General features: G+C 71.6%; 12 protein-coding genes. 9 read left to right on the forward strand and 3 right to left on the reverse strand.

Annotated elements, in window-relative coordinates; genetic code table 11:
* Positions 1–173 precede the first annotated feature (173 nt).
* From V6R91_RS12195 to V6R91_RS12220, 6 genes are all read left to right on the forward strand, one after another.
* On the forward strand, positions 174–1,862 hold the full coding sequence (locus V6R91_RS12195; RefSeq protein WP_336395589.1) for an ABC-F family ATP-binding cassette domain-containing protein: 1,689 nt from the start codon (positions 174–176) through the stop codon (positions 1,860–1,862).
* A gap of 232 nt (positions 1,863–2,094) precedes the next feature.
* Positions 2,095–2,646 (forward strand): OsmC family protein, encoded by a 552-nt coding sequence (locus tag V6R91_RS12200; RefSeq protein WP_336395590.1) that lies wholly within the window; start codon positions 2,095–2,097, stop codon positions 2,644–2,646.
* 112 nt (positions 2,647–2,758) lie between these two features.
* Positions 2,759–3,877 carry a GuaB3 family IMP dehydrogenase-related protein gene (locus tag V6R91_RS12205; RefSeq protein WP_067242253.1) on the forward strand — a complete coding sequence of 373 codons (1,119 nt, stop codon included), beginning with the start codon at positions 2,759–2,761 and terminating at the stop codon, positions 3,875–3,877.
* A gap of 70 nt (positions 3,878–3,947) precedes the next feature.
* Positions 3,948–4,703 carry an SURF1 family protein gene (locus V6R91_RS12210; protein WP_336395930.1) on the forward strand — a complete coding sequence of 252 codons (756 nt, stop codon included), beginning with the start codon at positions 3,948–3,950 and terminating at the stop codon, positions 4,701–4,703.
* A gap of 231 nt (positions 4,704–4,934) precedes the next feature.
* Positions 4,935–7,034 (forward strand): bifunctional metallophosphatase/5'-nucleotidase, encoded by a 2,100-nt coding sequence (locus V6R91_RS12215; RefSeq protein ID WP_336395591.1) that lies wholly within the window; start codon positions 4,935–4,937, stop codon positions 7,032–7,034.
* Positions 7,035–7,267: 233 nt separating this feature from the next.
* Entirely contained in the window at positions 7,268–11,911 is a 4,644-nt protein-coding gene (locus V6R91_RS12220; protein WP_336395592.1) for an ExeM/NucH family extracellular endonuclease, read from the forward strand.
* 111 nt (positions 11,912–12,022) lie between these two features.
* On the opposite strand, the gene V6R91_RS12225 is transcribed toward V6R91_RS12220, so the two are convergent.
* On the reverse strand, positions 12,023–12,418 hold the full coding sequence (locus tag V6R91_RS12225) for a type II toxin-antitoxin system VapC family toxin (RefSeq protein WP_336395593.1): 396 nt from the start codon (positions 12,416–12,418) through the stop codon (positions 12,023–12,025).
* A complete protein-coding gene (locus tag V6R91_RS12230; protein WP_231820150.1) occupies positions 12,415–12,690 on the reverse strand; it encodes a type II toxin-antitoxin system Phd/YefM family antitoxin in 276 nt (91 codons plus the stop codon). The genes V6R91_RS12225 and V6R91_RS12230 overlap by 4 nt, the downstream gene beginning before the upstream one ends.
* 87 nt (positions 12,691–12,777) lie before the next feature.
* Here V6R91_RS12230 and V6R91_RS12235 point away from each other — a divergent pair, with 87 nt between their 5' ends.
* The 3 genes from V6R91_RS12235 to V6R91_RS12245 all read left to right on the forward strand — a co-directional run bounded on the left by V6R91_RS12235 (position 12,778) and on the right by V6R91_RS12245 (position 16,028).
* Positions 12,778–13,344 (forward strand): DUF3817 domain-containing protein, encoded by a 567-nt coding sequence (locus tag V6R91_RS12235; RefSeq protein WP_336395594.1) that lies wholly within the window; start codon positions 12,778–12,780, stop codon positions 13,342–13,344.
* On the forward strand, positions 13,341–14,945 hold the full coding sequence (guaA, locus tag V6R91_RS12240; protein WP_336395595.1) for a glutamine-hydrolyzing GMP synthase: 1,605 nt from the start codon (positions 13,341–13,343) through the stop codon (positions 14,943–14,945). Before V6R91_RS12235 ends, guaA begins: the two co-directional genes overlap by 4 nt.
* 135 nt (positions 14,946–15,080) lie before the next feature.
* Complete coding sequence (locus V6R91_RS12245; protein ID WP_442928116.1) at positions 15,081–16,028, forward strand: L-lactate dehydrogenase; 948 nt, start codon at positions 15,081–15,083, stop codon at positions 16,026–16,028.
* Positions 16,029–16,124: 96 nt separating this feature from the next.
* Here V6R91_RS12245 and V6R91_RS12250 read toward each other — a convergent pair whose 3' ends face one another.
* On the reverse strand, positions 16,125–16,796 hold the full coding sequence (locus V6R91_RS12250) for a DNA alkylation repair protein (RefSeq protein ID WP_336395597.1): 672 nt from the start codon (positions 16,794–16,796) through the stop codon (positions 16,125–16,127).
* Positions 16,797–16,858 lie beyond the last annotated feature (62 nt).

The following is a 16,858-nucleotide window of genomic DNA, read 5'->3' on the forward strand; positions in this document are numbered from 1 at the left end:
GGAGTGTGGGGCGCGGGGCGGCGGAGTGGGGCGCGGGGTGGGGGACTGGGGCACCGGGACGCGCCCCGAAACGGCGGGCGCCCCGAAACGGGACGCGCCCCGAAACGGCGGGCGGCGCTGATATTCTGGAAGGCTCGCCTTCCGACCGGACGCGGGCGGAAGGAAAGACCCCCGTGGGACACATCGACGTCGCCGGCATCTCGCTCGCCCTGCCGGACGGACGCCCCCTGCTGGACGAGGCCGGATTCCGTGTCGGCGCCGGATCGACGAGCGCGCTGATCGGGCCCAACGGCGCGGGCAAGACGACGCTGCTGCGCGTGATCCGCGGCGAGCAGGCCCCGGACTCCGGCGTGGTCACCATCGACGGATCGCTGGGCGTCATGGACCAGTTCATCGGACACGGCCGGGAGGGCGAGACCGTGCACGACCTGCTCGTGCGCGTTGCGCCGGAGCGGATCCGGGCGGCTGCGGAGGCGCTGGACGCGGCCGAGAACGCGCTCATCGAGGACGACACGCACGACACGCAGATGCGTTACGCCTCTGCGATCGCCGACTACGCCGACGCCGGCGGATACGAGCACGAGACCGTCTGGGACCAGTGCACGATGGCCGCGCTCGGGATCCCGTTCGAGCGCGCCCGCTTCCGCGACCTCGCCACGCTGTCGGGCGGCGAGCAGAAGCGGCTGGCGCTGGAAGCGCTCCTTCGCGGTCCGGACGACGTGCTGCTCCTGGACGAGCCGGACAACTACCTGGACGTCCCGGGCAAGCGCTGGCTCGAGGAGCAGCTGCGACAGACGCCGAAGACCGTGCTCCTGGTCTCGCACGACCGCGAGCTGCTCGCCCGGGCCGCGGATCGGATCGTGACGCTGGAGCCCGGGGGAGCGGGGGCGACCGCCTGGGTGCACGGCGGCGGCTTCGCCACCTACCACCAGGCTCGCGCGGACCGGATGGACCGGCTCGACGAGCTGCGTCGGCGCTGGGACGAGCAGCACGAGAAGCTGCGGACCCTCGTCGCGACGCTGAAGGTGAAGGCGTCGGCGAACGACGGCTTCGCATCGCGGTATCAGGCCGCCCAGACGCGCCTGCGCAAGTTCGAGGAGGCGGGCCCGCCCGAGGAGCGCCCGCCCGCGCAGGAGTTCGACATGCGGCTGCGCGGCGCCCGCACCGGAAAGCGGGCGATCGTCTGCACGGCGCTGGAGCTCACCGGGCTGATGCGGCCGTTCGACGCCGAGATCTGGTTCGGCGACCGGATCGCCGTCCTGGGGTCGAACGGATCCGGCAAGTCGCACTTCCTCCGGCTCCTCGCGCGCGGCGGGAGCGATCCGGATCCGACGCTCGGACACCTGACCTCGACGGCGGAGCGGCTCGACCCGGTCGCCCGCACCGGGACCGCGACGCTCGGAGCCCGCGTGGTGCCCGGCCTCTTCGCCCAGACGCACGCGCACCCCGAGTTCGCGGGGCGGACGCTGCTGGAGATCCTGCATCGCGGCGACGAACGCCGCACCGGCCTGCCCCGGGACGCCGCCAGCTCGGCGCTGGACCGCTACGGCCTGGTGCGTCAGGCGCAGCAGGAGTTCGACCAGCTCTCCGGCGGGCAGCAGGCGCGCTTCCAGGTGCTGCTGCTCGAGCTGTCGGGGGCGACGCTGCTGCTCCTGGACGAGCCGACCGACAACCTGGATCTGGAGTCCGCCGAGGCACTGGAAGCCGCGATCGCGCGGTTCGAGGGCACCGTCGTCGCCGTGACGCACGACCGGTGGTTCGCCCGCTCGTTCGACCGGTTCCTCGTGTTCGGGGAGGACGGCACGGTGTTCGAGGCCGATGAGCCGGTCTGGGACGAGCGGCGGGTCGCCCGCGCCCGCTGACGCCCGCCCGCGCCCTCCCGCCGCGCCCCTCCCGTCGACCACGAGGAGGGGCGAGTCGACGGGAATCGTCCAGATCCGCTGACCGAAGACTCCGCGGCGGCGCGACGGCCGGGGCGGCGCAGCGAAGGGGGCGCCCGCGATCCGAGGGTCGCGCATGACGCCGCATGACGCGGTGTTGCGCACGGTGACGCCGTCGTCACGTCCGGCCGGGCGGCGCGGCTAGCGTCGGGCCATGACGATCACCCAGGACCCCACCACGCTCATCCCCGAGGTCTCGCCCGAGGAGCGCGCGCAGCGCCTCGGCACCGCGGGCGCCGCCTGGAACGAGAGGATCGCCGCCGACCCGCGCAGCGCGGCGCTGACCTACCGCGTCGTGGGACGCGGCGTGGGATCGGTGGGCACCGAGATCCGCGCGGGCAAGCACCGCTTCCTCGTGGACGAGCCAGCGGCCCTCGCCGGCGACGACGCTGCCGCGAGCCCGGTCGAGTACGCGCTCGGCGCCCTCGTCTCGTGTCAGGTCGTGGTCTTCCGCCTCTACGCGCAGGCGCTGGGGCTGACGATCGACGACATCGAGATCACCGCGGAGGGCGATCTCGACGTGCGCAAGCTCTTCGGGATCGACGAATCCGGCCGTGCCGGCTTCCACGACGTCCGCGTCCGTGTCGACATCACCGGTCCCGACGCCGCCGAGGACTACGAGCGCCTCCGTGCCGTGGTCGAGGAGCACTGCCCCGTGCTCGACCTGTTCGCGAACCCCGTGCCGACCTCGGGCGCCCTGGCCTGATCCGCCCGGATCCGGTCGCGGCCCGTCCCGGACCCCGTCTCTCGCGTCCCTGTCCGCCCTGCCGCGCGGACACGGCGGCGTCGGGCATCGCGGGTAGGGTGGGAGGGTGACCATGGACATCGAGATCGGCCGAGGCAAGCGCGCGCGCCGTGCCTACACGTTCGACGACATCGCGGTGGTTCCGTCCCGCCGGACCCGCAACCCGGAGGATGTGTCGACGGCGTGGACCATCGACGCGTTCCCGTTCGAGATCCCGGTCCTCGGGGCGCCCATGGACTCCGTCATCAGCCCGCAGACGGCGATCGCGCTGGGGCGCCTGGGCGGGCTCGGCGTGCTCGACCTCGAGGGACTGTGGACCCGGTACGAGGACCCCGAGCCGCTGTTCCAGGAGATCGCAGGGCTCGACGAGGCGCACGCCACCGTCCGCATGCAGGAGCTGTACGACGAGCCCATCAAGCCCGAGCTCATCACGCAGCGTCTGGCGGAGATCCGCGCCGGCGGCGTGACCGTGGCCGGTTCGCTCACCCCGCAGCGCATCCAGGAGCACTACGAGACGGTCGTCGCCGCCGGGGTCGACCTCTTCGTGATCCGCGGCACGACCGTGTCCGCCGAGCACGTCTCCAGCGTCGCCGCACCCCTGAACCTCAAGAAGTTCATCTACGACCTCGACGTTCCGGTGATCGTCGGCGGCGCCGCGACCTACACCGCCGCGCTGCACCTCATGCGCACGGGGGCGGCGGGCGTGCTCGTCGGCTTCGGGGGAGGCGCGGCGTCGACGACGCGGGCCACGCTCGGCATCCACGCGCCGATGGCGACCGCCGTCTCCGACGTCGCCGCCGCTCGTCGCGACTACCTCGACGAGTCGGGCGGCCGCTACGTGCACGTGATCGCGGACGGCGGGGTCGGCACGTCCGGCGACATCGTCAAGGCGCTCGCGATGGGCGCCGACGCCGTCATGCTCGGCGTCGCGCTGGCCCGCGCCACCGACGCCCCCGGTCTCGGCTACCACTGGGGCCCCGAGGCGCACCACCCCAAGCTGCCGCGCGGCCGTCGCGTCGCCGTGGACGGCGTCGCCCCGCTCGAGGAGATCCTGTACGGTCCGGCCCCCGTGGCCGACGGCACGGCGAACCTCATCGGGGCGCTGCGCAAGTCCATGGCGACGACCGGGTACTCGGACCTCAAGGAGTTCCAGCGCGTCGAGGTCGTCCTGGCCCCGTACGAGCGGGTCTGATCCCGTCGTGACGAGTTCCCCGATCCCGGAGGCGCCCGCGGAGGAGTTCCCGCCCACGCTGCGCGAGGTCATGCTCCGCGGACGGTGGATCGGGATGCTCGTGCTGTGCCTCGTCGTCGCGGGTGTGTTCGCCTGGCTCGGGCAGTGGCAGCTCGGGCGCGCGATCGACACGGATCCGACCCCTCCCGGCGCGACCGAGGAGGTCCTGCCGCTGGGCGACGTGGTCGAGCCCGGCGCGTACCTGCCCGGGCCCTCGATCGGCCAGCGCGTGGAGACCCGCGGGAGCTGGGTCCCCGGCGACTTCCTCCTCGTGACCGACCGGATCAACGACGGCGTCGAGGGGTACTGGGTCACGGGGCAGCTGCGGATCGCCGACGCCGAGGAGAAGACCTCGCTGGCGGTCGCGATCGGGTGGGCTCCCGATGAGGCGAGCGCGCGGAAGGCCGTGGAGCGGCTGGAGGCCGAGGCCGACGGCTCGGTCGTCGAGCTCACCGGGCGCATCATCACGGACGAGGGCGCGGTGCCTCCGCCGCGGACCGATCCGCACCGCATGACGCGGATGTCGCCGGCGATGCTCCTCGGGCAGTGGCACGACGTGGAGGACCTGTCCGTCTACCGGGTGTTCCTCGCCGCCACCGAGGCGCGCGGCGGCCTCGCGGACATCGACTCCCCGGCGCCGATCGAGCAGTCCCCGGTCAACTGGCTCAACGTCTTCTACGCCGCCGAGTGGGCGGTGTTCGCGGGGTTCGCGTTCTACCTCTGGTATCGGCTGGCCAAGGACGCCTGGGAGCGCGAGGTCGAGGAGTTCGAGGAGCGCACGGCCTGACCGCGGCACGCCGTCCCGGACCCGTCGTCACCCGGCTCCGTGCCGGACACCATGACCGGGCGGAGGATGGCGGGACCGTGAACGAACCTGGGAGACCGTTGTGAACCGTCCGGGCTCTCCGTAAGCTCACACTCGGATGCCGCTCGCACCCTGGCGGGCGGCCCGCGCCACCGGCTCCGACCCGGGTGCCGGTGCACGATCCGTACCGTGCGACCTGGAGGAGCCATGCCGATGCCGTTCCCGTCCGAAGCCGCGACCGCGGCGTCCCCGCGCCGGCGTCGAGCCGCGCGACTGGCTGCGGCGGGCATCGCCGTCGCCGGTGTCCTGGCCTTCGGAGGGGGCGCCGCCCCGGCGCTCGCCGCGGGGGAGCCCGTCAGCATCGATGTGGTGACGGTGAATGATTTCCATGGTCGGATCGAGGCGGATGGTGCGTCGGCGGGGGCTGCGGTGTTGGCGGGGGCTGTGCAGCAGTTCCGGTCGGAGAATCCGAATACGATCTTCGCTGCGGCGGGGGATCTGATCGGGGCGTCGACGTTCACGTCGTTCATTCAGGATGACAATCCGACGATCGATGCGTTGAATGCGGCGGGTCTGGATGTGAGTGCGGCGGGTAATCACGAGTTCGATCAGGGGTGGGCTGATCTGCGTGATCGGGTGCAGGATCGTGCGGAGTGGGAGTATCTGAGCGCGAACGTGTTCCTGACGGAGACGGGTGAGCCCGCTCTGGCACCCAGCTGGGTCAAGGAGCTCGACGGCGTCAAGGTCGGGTTCGTCGGCGCCGTCACCGAGGACCTCCCGACCCTCGTGTCCCCGGACGGCATCGCCGAGCTGGAGGTCCGGAGCATCCCCGAGGCGGTGAACGACGCGGCCGCCGCGCTGAAGGACGGCGACGCGGCCAACGGCGAGGCGGATGTCATCATCCTCCTCGTGCACGAGGGGGCGACCACGGTCGAAGCCTCGAGCATCACGCCGGACTCCCGCCTCGGGGAGATCGTGTACGGGGTCGGCCCGGACGTGAACGCGATCGTCTCGGCGCACACGCACCTCGCGTACAATCACGTGATCGACGGGCGTCCCGTCGTGTCCGCCGGCCAGTACGGCGAGAACGTCGGACGGATGAACCTGCAGGTGGACCCGGAGACGAAAGAGCTCCTGTCGATCACGAACGAGGTCCTCCCGCTCGTCGTCGACGACGTGCCCCAGTACCCGGCGGTCCCCGAGGTCCAGGCCATCGTCGACAAGGCCACAGAGGAGGCCGACGTGCTCGGCGCCGAGAAGGTGGGTGAGGTGACCGCCGACCTCAACCGGGCCCGGCAGTCCGACGGCTCGGAGAACCGGGGTGGGGAGTCGACGATCGGCAACTTCATCGCCGATGCCCAGAAGCAGGCGACCGGCGCCGACATCGCCCTGATGAACCCGGGCGGGATCCGGGCCGACATCGCGTTCGCCGGATCCGGCGAGGGGGACGCCGATGGCGACGTCACCTTCCGCGAGGCCGCGACCGTGCAGCCGTTCGCGAACTCGATGGTCACGGTGCAGCTCACCGGCGCGCAGATCGTCCGGATCCTCGAGGAGCAGTGGCAGCCCGCCGACGCGAGCCGCCCGTTTCTCAAGCTCGGCGTCTCGAAGGGGCTGCAGTACACCTACGACCCCGCAGCCGCCGCGGGAGCGCACATCCGCACGGTGACGCTCGACGGCGCGCCGCTGGATCCCGCCGCCGTCTACACCGTCGCGGCGAACTCCTTCCTCGCGGCGGGAGGCGACAACTTCGTCACCTTCGCCGAGGGCGCCGACCGGAAGGACACCGGGCAGATCGACCTGGAACTGCTCGTGAACTGGTTCCGCGACAACGGCACCGCCGAGCCCGACCTCGCTCAGCGCGCGGTCGGCGTGGTCCTGGGCGGCGCCGGCGAGGGCGGCTTCGCGGAGGGCGGGCCCGCCGCTCTCGACCTGTCCTCGCTGGCGTTCAGTGCGGGCGAGCCCGCGCCGGGGCCGGTGACGGTCTCGCTGGGAGACACGCTTCTCGCGACCGCGGAGATCGACACCGCGATCGTCGACACGACCGACGAGGTCGGCCGGGCGAGCCTCGCACTGACGCTGCCGGCGGGCGTGTCCGGGGAGCAGACGCTGACGGTCCGGGTGGAGAGCACGGGCACGGAGGTGCAGGTGCCGATCACGATCGTCCCCGCCGCACCGGTCGCCCCGCCTGCGCCGCCGGCTCCTCCGGTGGACGTGCTGCCGCCGACCGGCGCGGACCCGGTTCCGTTCGTCCTGCTCGCTGCGGCCCTGCTCGGTCTCGGCGGCCTCGTGCGGCTCCGCCGGCGGGCCTGACCCGACCGATCCAATGACGGCGACCGGAGCGATCCGGTCGCCGTCATCGTGTCCGCGGGCGTCACGGCGGCGCGCAGATGAGCAGCAGATGACGAGTTGGCCAACATCCTTGAGCGGTGTCGGAGACCGCCTCTAGTGTCAGGGTCGTGCGCCGTCGCGCCCGTCGAAGTGCGCGATCCGTCACCGGGGGGTTCACCGGAATCCGCCGTCCCGTATCCGAGGAGACAGCCCTGATGATGTCCGTCCCCGACGAGAACCGCGACGTTCCCGTCTCGCAGCACCGGCTTCGCGCCCCGTCCCGCGCGCACGCCGCCCGTCTCGGCGTCCTCGCCGCGAGCACCGTCTTCGCCCTCGGGGCCGGCGCCCTGGTCGCCGCCCCGGCCTATGCCGACACCGCGGGCACCGGCGTCGTGATCAACGAGGCGTATCTGTCCGGCGGCAGCGCCGGCGCCGCCTTCACGAACAAATTCGTCGAGCTGTACAACCCCACCGGAGCCGCCGTCTCCCTGGATGGCCTGTCGCTCCAGTACCGGTCCGCCACCGGGACGGGCAACGCCAACGGCGTGGTGCCGCTGTCGGGGGAGATCCCGGCGGGCGGGCACTACCTGGTCCAGGGCGGCAGCAACGGCGCGAACGGCGCGGCCCTGCCGACTCCCGACGCGACCGGCAACCTCAATCCCTCCGGCACGACGGGAACGCTGGCCCTGGTCGAGGGCACGACCGCCGTCGCACTCCCGACGGGCTCGGTCGTCGGGGCTCCCGGCGTCATCGACCTGCTCGGCTACGGCACCTCGAACACCTTCGAGGGCGCGGCGGCGACGCCCCCGGCGGGCAACACCGACGTGAAGTCGCTGAACCGGACGGACGGCACCGACAGGGACGACAACCGTGCGGACTTCTCGCTCTCGGCGACGATCACCCCGGAGAACTCCGGTGGCACCGATCCCGGCCCGGGCACGGATCCGACCGAGGCGACGATCGCCGAGGTGCAGGGCACCGGCGACGTCTCGCCGTTCGACGGCCAGGCGGTGACCGTGCAGGGCATCGTCACGGGCGACTACCGCACGGGCGGCTACCGCGGGATCGTCATCCAGACCGAGGGCACCGGCGGCGAGGTGAAGACCGAGGGCGCCTCGGACGGGATCTTCGTCTTCCTCGACGCGCTCGCCCCCGAGCTCGCGATGGGCGATCTCGTCTCGGTCTCCGGCTCCGTCTCGGAGTACTTCGGCCAGACCCAGATCACGCCCGCGGCCGTCTCGGACGTCGCTGTGGTGACGGCGGGCGTCGGCACCCCGGCACCGGTGGCCCTGCCTGACACGGTGCTCGGCGCCGACCGCGAGGCGTACGAGAACATGCTCGTGGCCCCGGCCGGCGCGTACCGGCTCGCGTCCAGCCACCAGCTCTACAACTACGGGACCCTGTGGCTGAGCGCGGGTGAGGCGCCCCTCGTCAAGAGCACGGAGACCACGCGTCCCGGCGACGAGGCGAACGCGATCGCGGCGGCCAACCGTGCGCACCGGATCCTCCTCGACGACGGATGGTCGCTGCAGGTCACGAACCAGGGGCACCCGGGTGGCCAGCCGTACTTCACGGCCGACACCGTGGTGCGAAACGGCGACGCCGTGACGTTCCCCGCCGAGGGCAGCATCCTCCAGTACGGGTTCGATGACTGGCGGCTCCAGCCGGTCGTGCCGATCGACGACGCGAGCGACGCGAGCCACAAGCCGACCTTCACGACGCTCAACCCACGCCCCGAGGCGGCGCCGGAGGTGGGCGGCGACCTGCAGGTCGCGTCGTTCAACGTCTACAACTACTTCACGACGCTGACGAGCGAGAACCCGGACGCGCGCGGCGCCGCCACGGCGGAGCAGTTCGCGATCCAGAAGTCGAAGATCGTCTCCGCCATCAACGGCCTGGACGCCGAGATCGTGGCGCTCATGGAGATCGAGAACGGCCCGAAGCTCGGCAAGCCGCTCGATGCGGCGCTCGCCGACCTCGTCGCCGGTCTCAACGCGGACGCGGGCTCCGAGGTGTGGGACTACGTGCGCACGCCGGCTGCGCTCGACAACCCGGCGATCACGGACTACATCTCCAGCGCCATCATCTACAAGAAGGCTGCGGCGACGCCCCAGGGGGACAGCGCCACGGTCGTGGACGAGACCGTGTGGGGCAACGCCCGCGAGCCCATCGCGCAGGCCTTCGACGTGGACGGGCGGATCGTGACGGTCGTCGCCAACCACTTCAAGTCGAAGTCGCCGCCGAAGAACGCCGGACCCGAGCCGGCCGACGGCCAGGGCTTCTTCAACGCCGACCGGGTCGCGCAGGCGCAGTCCCTGCTGGCCTTCACCGAGGACCTGCAGGCCCGTGCGGGCAGCGAGGACATGCTGCTCATCGGCGACTTCAACGCCTACGGCAAAGAGGACCCGATCGACGTGTTCGCCCAGGCGGGCTGGACCGACCTCGTCCCCGCACAGGCGCCGGGGCAGTTCACGTACACGTACGACGGCGAGCTGGGGTCGCTCGACCATGTGATCGCCTCGCCGTCGCTCGCTCCGTCCATCACGGGCACGGGGGTCTGGAGCATCAACTCGCCGGAGTGGGGCGATCGCGGGTACGCATACCCGGCCACGGAGGCCGGCACGCCCTTCCGCTCCAGCGACCACGACCCGATCCTCGTGGGAGTGTCCACCGAGATCCCTCCCATCGACATCGATGTGGTGACGGTGAATGATTTCCATGGTCGGATCGAGGCGGATGGTGCGTCGGCGGGGGCTGCGGTGTTGGCGGGGGCTGTGCAGCAGTTCCGGTCGGAGAATCCGAATACGATCTTCGCTGCGGCGGGGGATCTGATCGGGGCGTCGACGTTCACGTCGTTCATTCAGGATGACAATCCGACGATCGATGCGTTGAATGCGGCGGGTCTGGATGTGAGTGCGGCGGGTAATCACGAGTTCGATCAGGGGTGGGCTGATCTGCGTGATCGGGTGCAGGATCGTGCGGAGTGGGAGTATCTGAGCGCGAACGTGTTCCTGACGGAGACGGGTGAGCCCGCTCTGGCACCCAGCTGGGTCAAGGACGTGCAGGGCGTGAAGGTCGGGTTCGTCGGTGCGGTGACCGAGGACCTCGACACGCTCGTGTCGCCCGACGGCATCGCCGAGCTCGAGGTGCGCAGCATCGTCGACTCCGTCAACGACGCCGCGGCGGACCTGAAGGACGGAGACCCCGCCAACGGGGAGGCGGATGTCATCATCCTCCTCGTGCACGAGGGGGCGACCACGGTCGAAGCCTCGAGCATCACGCCGGACTCCCGCCTCGGGGAGATCGTGTACGGGGTCGGCCCGGACGTGAACGCGATCGTCTCGGCGCACACGCACCTCGCGTACAATCACGTGATCGACGGGCGTCCCGTCGTGTCCGCCGGTCAGTACGGCGAGAACGTCGGCCTGATGGACATCAAGGTCGACGCGACCACCAAGGAGCTGATCTCGATCACCAACGAGGTGAAGCCGCTCACCAAGGACAAGCAGCCGCTGTACCCGGCCGTGCCGGAGGTCCAGGCCATCGTCGACGAGGCGAAGGCCATGGCCGACGAGCTCGGCGCGGTCAAGGTCGGCGACATCACGGCGGACTTCAACCGCGCACGCCAGAGCGACGGCAAGACGGAGAACCGCGGCGGGGAGTCGACGATCGGCAACTTCGTGGCGGACGTGCAGAAGGAGGCGACCGGAGCGCAGATCGCGCTGATGAACCCGGGCGGCATCCGCGCGAACCTGTCCTACGCCTCGTCGGGTGACGGAGACCCGGACGGCAACGTCACCTACCGCGAGGCGGCCACGGTGCAGCCGTTCGCCAACACCCTCGTGACCCTGTCCCTCACAGGCGCGCAGCTCAAGAGCGTGCTGGAGGAGCAGTGGCAGCCGGAAGGGGCCGCCCGCCCGTTCCTGAAGCTCGGGGTCTCGAAGGGGCTGACGTACACCTACGACCCCGCCGCCGCGGCCGGGTCCCGGATCACGGGCATCACGCTCGACGGGGCGCCGATCGACCCGGAGGCGTCGTACACCGTGGCGGCGAACTCGTTCCTCGCGGCGGGCGGCGACAGCTTCTTCACGCTCGCCCAGGGCACGGACAAGAAGGACACCGGAAAGGTGGACCTGGCCTCGATGGTCGACTGGTTCGCGACGAACGGCACCGCGTCTCCGGACCTCGCCCAGCGCGCGGTCGGCGTCGCGGTCAGCCCCGCGGACGAGGACGGCTACACGGCCGGCGACCAGGTCACGGTCTCGCTGTCGTCGCTCGCTTTCAGCGCGGGGGAGCCGGCGCCCGGCGAGGTGTCGCTGTCCCTCGCCGGATCCGTCGTCGCGACCGCTCCGGTGGACACGACGGTGGTGGACGCGTCGGATGAGGCGGGCCGCGCCACGCTGACGTTCACGGTGCCCGAGGGCGTGACGGGCGCGCAGTCGCTCTCGATCGCCGTCGCGGGGACCGGGACGACCGCCTCCGTGCCGATCACCATCGCCGACACGGAGCCGGAGGAGTTCGCCGGCACCATCGCGCTCGACTCCTCGAAGGTCGGCGCGGGCAAGGCGGTGACCGTGCGCGGCTCCGGCTACGCGGCGGGGGAGACCGTCACGGCGACGCTGCGGGGCAAGAAGGGCACCACGGTCGACCTCGGCACGATCGAGGTCGGCGCCGACGGCTCCTTCACGGCCCGGCTCACCGTTCCGGCCTCCACGCACCCCGGCCCGTACACCCTCGCGGTGGCGCAGGCCGACGGCGACGAGGCGACGGCGACCCTGCACGTGAACCGCGGCAAGGGCGGATCCGTCGTCCGCGACATCCTCGACTGGCTGTGGGACCTGCTCGACGGCTGGTGGTAATCGCGGCCGCATGAGACGACGGAGGCCGTCGGGAGCGATCCCGGCGGCCTCCGTCGTGTCGGCGCGGGGGCGTGAGACGCCGCCCGAGACGCGGACGCCGCGGCGTCGTCCTCAGGCCCAGGGCAGGCAGGTGACCTCGGGGAACGAGAGGATCCTTTCGTCCTTGGTGACGAGAAGGAGCCCCTCCTGCTGCGCCTGAGCGACGAGCATCCGGTCGAAGGGGTCGCGATGCTCCCAGTCGAGCTCGCCGGCCGCCCTCATGTGGTCGACGCTCAGCGGCAGCTCCGCGGCGAGCAGCGCGCTCAGGAGATGGTCCCATCGGGTGAGGATCCGGTTGCCGTGCGGAAGCCGGCCGCTGCGGTCCTTCTGCGCGATCTCGAACGCACTGGCTGCAGAGACGAAGAGCGCGGCGGCCCGGGTCATCTCGTCGCGTACGGCGACCGGGATCCGGTCCGGGTCGGTGGCGAGCCAGACGAGGACGTGGGTGTCCAGCAGATACGTCGTCATGGCGCGGTCTCGCCGAGCGGATCCCCGGCGCCCCCGCCTTCCCAGGCGGCGAGCTCGCTGTCGGGCAGATCGCCGAACAGCGAGTCTGTGGGGATCGGGGGCAGCTCGGGGAGCAGCGGTCGATCGAGCTGCCGCTTCGGCGGCGAGGCGGCCTCGATCCGAGCGATCGGCGTTCCGGCGCGGGCGATGACGATCTGTTCGCCCGCCTCGACGCGGCGGAGCAGCTCCGACAGACGCGTCTTGGCATCCTGGACGTTGACGATCGTGGTCATGCCCCGATTCTACCTGGTCTGGTCTGCCTGACCAGACCAGGTAGATGCTCGATCGGAGGGCCGCGGCTCCGCGACTAGACTGGAGGCATGCCCGAACCGAAAGTCGCCAGCTTTCCGGCGATCCGCGGTGCGCTGAAGTTCTACCAGATCGCGTCGATCATCACCGGTGTGATGCTCATCCTGCTGCTGGCCGAGATGATCGCGAAGTACAGCCCGATCCACGTCGAGCTGTTCTCCGGCGGATCCGGCGGGCTGCTCTGGTTCGCGCCCGTGATCGCGGGAGAAGGATGCCAGTGGTACTCGCTGTTCATCCCCGGAGGGATGGGGTGCGAGATGACCTCGGCCGGCGACGGCTTCAACTTGTCGCTGCTGATCCTCATCGCCCACGGATGGTTCTACGTCGTCTACCTCTTCGCCTGCTTCCGGGTGTGGAGCCTGATGCGCTGGCCGTTCCTGCGGTTCATCACGTTGGCGCTCGGTGGTGTCGTCCCCCTGCTGTCCTTCTTCATGGAGGCGATCGTCGCCCGCGAGGTGAAGGCGTACCTCGCCCGTCGCGAGCAGGACGAGGCCGCCCGCGCGGACGCGTCCTCTGAGACCCCCTCCCCGTCGGATCCCGCCTCCGACGCCCGTCCCACCACGGAAGGTGCCCGGTGACCGAGACAACCCCCACCGACGGCGCGGCCAACGCGACCGTCCAGCGCCCTGCGCTGGTCGTCGACTTCGGCGCCCAGTACGCGCAGCTGATCGCGCGCCGCGTGCGCGAGGCCGGCGTCTACAGCGAGATCGTGCCGCACACCGCGACGGCCGAGGAGATCGCGGCCCGCAATCCGGTCGCGCTCATCCTCTCGGGCGGCCCGTCGTCCGTCTACGAGGACGGCGCGCCGCAGCTGGACCCCGCTGTGCTCGAACTGGGCGTGCCGACGCTCGGCATCTGCTACGGATTCCAGTACATGGCCCAGGTGCTCGGCGGCGAGGTCGCGAACACGGGGCTGCGCGAGTACGGGGCCACGGATGCGATGATCCCCGTCAACGACAGCTCCCTGCTCGGCGGCGAGCCCACGGAGCAGAACGTCTGGATGAGCCACGGCGACCAGGTCTCCCGGGCGCCCGAGGGCTTCGAGGTCCTCGCGACCACGCCCTCCACGAAGGTCGCCGCCTTCGCGGACGAGCAGCGTCGTCTGTACGGCGTGCAGTGGCACCCCGAGGTCAGGCACTCCGACCACGGCCAGGCCGTGATCGAGAACTTCCTGCACAAGGGCGCGGGCCTGCCCGCCGACTGGAACAGCGACAACGTGATCGCGGAGCAGATCGAGCGGATCCGCGCGCAGGTCGGCGACGCCCGCGTCATCTCGGCGCTGTCCGGTGGGGTCGACTCCGCGGTCTCGACGGCGCTCGTGCACAAGGCCATCGGCGACCAGCTCACCGCCGTCTTCGTCGATCACGGGCTGCTGCGCAAGGGCGAGCGCGAGCAGGTCGAGAAGGACTACGTCGCCTCCACCGGGGTACGCCTGATCACCGTGGACGCCGCCGACACGTTCCTCGGCCACCTCGCCGGGGTCACCGACCCCGAGGAGAAGCGCAAGATCATCGGCCGCGAGTTCATCCGCGCGTTCGAGAAGGTGCAGCGCGAGCTCGTCGACGAGGCCAAAGCCGAGGGCGCACCGATCAAGTTCCTCGTCCAGGGCACGCTGTACCCGGACGTCGTGGAGTCCGGCGGCGGCGCGGGCACCGCGAACATCAAGTCGCACCACAACGTGGGCGGGCTTCCGGAGGACCTCGACTTCGAGCTCATCGAGCCGCTGCGCACCCTGTTCAAGGACGAGGTCCGTGCGATCGGCCGGGAGCTCGGGATCCCCGAGGCGATCGTCGGTCGCCAGCCGTTCCCCGGCCCGGGTCTCGGCATCCGCATCATCGGCGAGGTCACGCGCGAGCGGCTCGACGTGCTCCGGGAGGCGGACGCGATCGCGCGCGAGGAGCTGACCCTCGCCGGTCTCGACCAGGAGATCTGGCAGTGCCCGGTGGTGCTGCTCGCGGATGTCCGCTCCGTCGGCGTGCAGGGCGACGGCCGCACGTACGGTCACCCGATCGTGCTGCGCCCCGTCTCCAGCGAGGACGCGATGACGGCGGACTGGACGCGCCTGCCGTACGAGGTGCTCGCGCGGATCTCGAACCGCATCACGAACGAGGTCCGCGAGGTCAACCGGGTGGTGCTCGACGTCACGTCGAAGCCGCCGGCCACCATCGAATGGGAGTGAGCTCCCGATGACGCGGAGGGGCGCGGACCGTCGAGGTCCGCGCCCCTCCGCGTTCTGCGCGTCACAGGCGCCGGGTCCGGTCCGGGGGTCCCGTCGGGTCGACCGCGCGAGAGTGCGTCGGGCAGGATGAAGAGCATGGCGAACGGACGCACGAAGCTCACGGTGGTCGGCGCGGGGAGCGTGGGGGTGAGCGTCGCGTACGCGGCGCTGATCCGAGGCAGCGCCGCCGAAGTCGCGCTCTACGACATCGCGACCGAGAAGGTCGACGCCGAGGTCCTGGATCTCGCCCACGGCACCCAGTTCACCCGGTCGTCAGTCAGCGGAGGGTCCGACCTCGCCGTGGTGGACGGCAGCGACGTCGTCGTGGTGACGGCAGGGGCCAAGCAGCAGCCGGGGCAGACGCGGATGGAGCTCGCGGGGACGAACGCCCGGATTCTCTCCTCGCTCCTGCCCGCGCTCGTCGAGCGCGCCCCGGAGGCGGTGTTCGTGATCGTGACCAACCCGGCCGACGTCATGACGGTGGTCGGCCAACGGGTCACCGGCCTGCCCCCTCAGCGGATCTTCGGGTCGGGCACCGTGCTGGACACCTCGCGGCTGCGGTGGCGCCTGGCGCAGCGGGCCGGGGTCAGCACGGCGAGCGTGCACGCGGACATCGTCGGCGAGCACGGCGACACCGAGTTCCCGCTGTGGTCGACGGCGACGATCGGTCCGGTCCCGATCCTGGACTGGCCGGGCGAGGAACCGTTCACGCCGCAGGAACTGGACCGGATCGCGGTGGAGGTCCGCGACGCGGCGTACGCCGTGATCCGCGGGAAGGGCGCCACGAACCTCGCGATCGGAGTGAGCTGCGCCCGGATCGCGGAAGCGGTGCTGCGTGACGAGCGCGCGGTGCTCCCGGTGTCGACGGTGCTCGACGGCGTCCACGGGATCAGCGGCGTCGCGCTGTCCGTGCCGTCCGTCGTGGGCGCGGACGGCGCGGTGCCGCTCGCTCGGACGCCGATGACGACCGCCGAGGAGGAGCGGCTGCACGCCTCCGCGGACGCGATCCGCGCCGCCGTCGACGCCCTCGCCCTCGGAGCGTGATCTCGCCTTCCTCGCCGAGCCCGCTGCGCCTGCATCCGCCGGTGCCGCCGCCCGACTGAGTCCTCCGCCGCGGAGCGAATCCTCCCACGGGGCGCGTCAGCCGAGGTGCTTCAGCGCCTCCCGGCGCGACAGGGGAGAGAGCCCCGGATGATCCGCGACGAAGGCCCGGACCCACTCCGGATCCGTCCGCGCGTACTCTCGCAGCGCCCACCCGACGGCCTTGCGGAGGAAGAACCCGGGATCGGGGATGTTGGGCTCGATGACCGCGGTGAGCAGCGCGCGGTCCGTGCGTTCCCTCCGGCCGAGCTGGGAGATGATCGAGGCGCGGCGGATCCACGGGTCCGGGTCCCGTGCCCAGGACCGCAACAGAGCGGTCGCCGCCTCGGGGTGCGCGTCGAGCAGTTCGGCGAGCCGGTGCGCGACCTCGTCGACGTGGTCCCACCAGGCGCCGGTGCGGATCATCTCCTCGTGCACGTCGAGCATGTCGAGGCGGCCTCTGACCGGTCGCAGACCCATGAGCTCGGTCGCCGCATAACGCTCCTCGCGGTGCCCGGCCTCGCGCCAGAGCGTCAACGCCGCGGCGCGGAGCGTCTCGGGGTCCGTCGCGCCCTGGGCGTCCCGCCGGGTCAGCGCGCGCACCGCCGGGACCCGCACGCCGAGGAAGGGCATCTCCGACTTCATGTAGGCCTGCTGTCCGGGGGCGAGCGCGGGGTCGGCGGCCCGGCACAGCGCGTCCCGGATGTCGCTCACGAGCAGGTTCGGCTCCACGCGCCGATTCTAGGCCGGGAGCGAGGGGCGGTGAGGTCCCCCGGGGCAGCCCGGGAGCGGGC

This window comes from Microbacterium sp. CCNWLW41 (genome assembly GCF_037083505.1).

Coding starts and splice junctions, on each gene's coding strand:
- V6R91_RS12200 (WP_336395590.1), top strand. CDS start 2,095: ATGACGATCACCCAGGACCCCACCACGCTCATCCCCGAGGTCTCGCCC.
- V6R91_RS12205 (WP_067242253.1), top strand. CDS start 2,759: ATGGACATCGAGATCGGCCGAGGCAAGCGCGCGCGCCGTGCCTACACG.
- V6R91_RS12210 (WP_336395930.1), top strand. CDS start 3,948: ATGCTCCGCGGACGGTGGATCGGGATGCTCGTGCTGTGCCTCGTCGTC.
- V6R91_RS12215 (WP_336395591.1), top strand. CDS start 4,935: ATGCCGTTCCCGTCCGAAGCCGCGACCGCGGCGTCCCCGCGCCGGCGT.
- V6R91_RS12220 (WP_336395592.1), top strand. CDS start 7,268: ATGATGTCCGTCCCCGACGAGAACCGCGACGTTCCCGTCTCGCAGCAC.
- V6R91_RS12225 (WP_336395593.1), bottom strand. CDS start 12,418: ATGACGACGTATCTGCTGGACACCCACGTCCTCGTCTGGCTCGCCACC.
- V6R91_RS12230 (WP_231820150.1), bottom strand. CDS start 12,690: ATGACCACGATCGTCAACGTCCAGGATGCCAAGACGCGTCTGTCGGAG.
- V6R91_RS12235 (WP_336395594.1), top strand. CDS start 12,778: ATGCCCGAACCGAAAGTCGCCAGCTTTCCGGCGATCCGCGGTGCGCTG.
- V6R91_RS12245 (WP_442928116.1), top strand. CDS start 15,081: ATGGCGAACGGACGCACGAAGCTCACGGTGGTCGGCGCGGGGAGCGTG.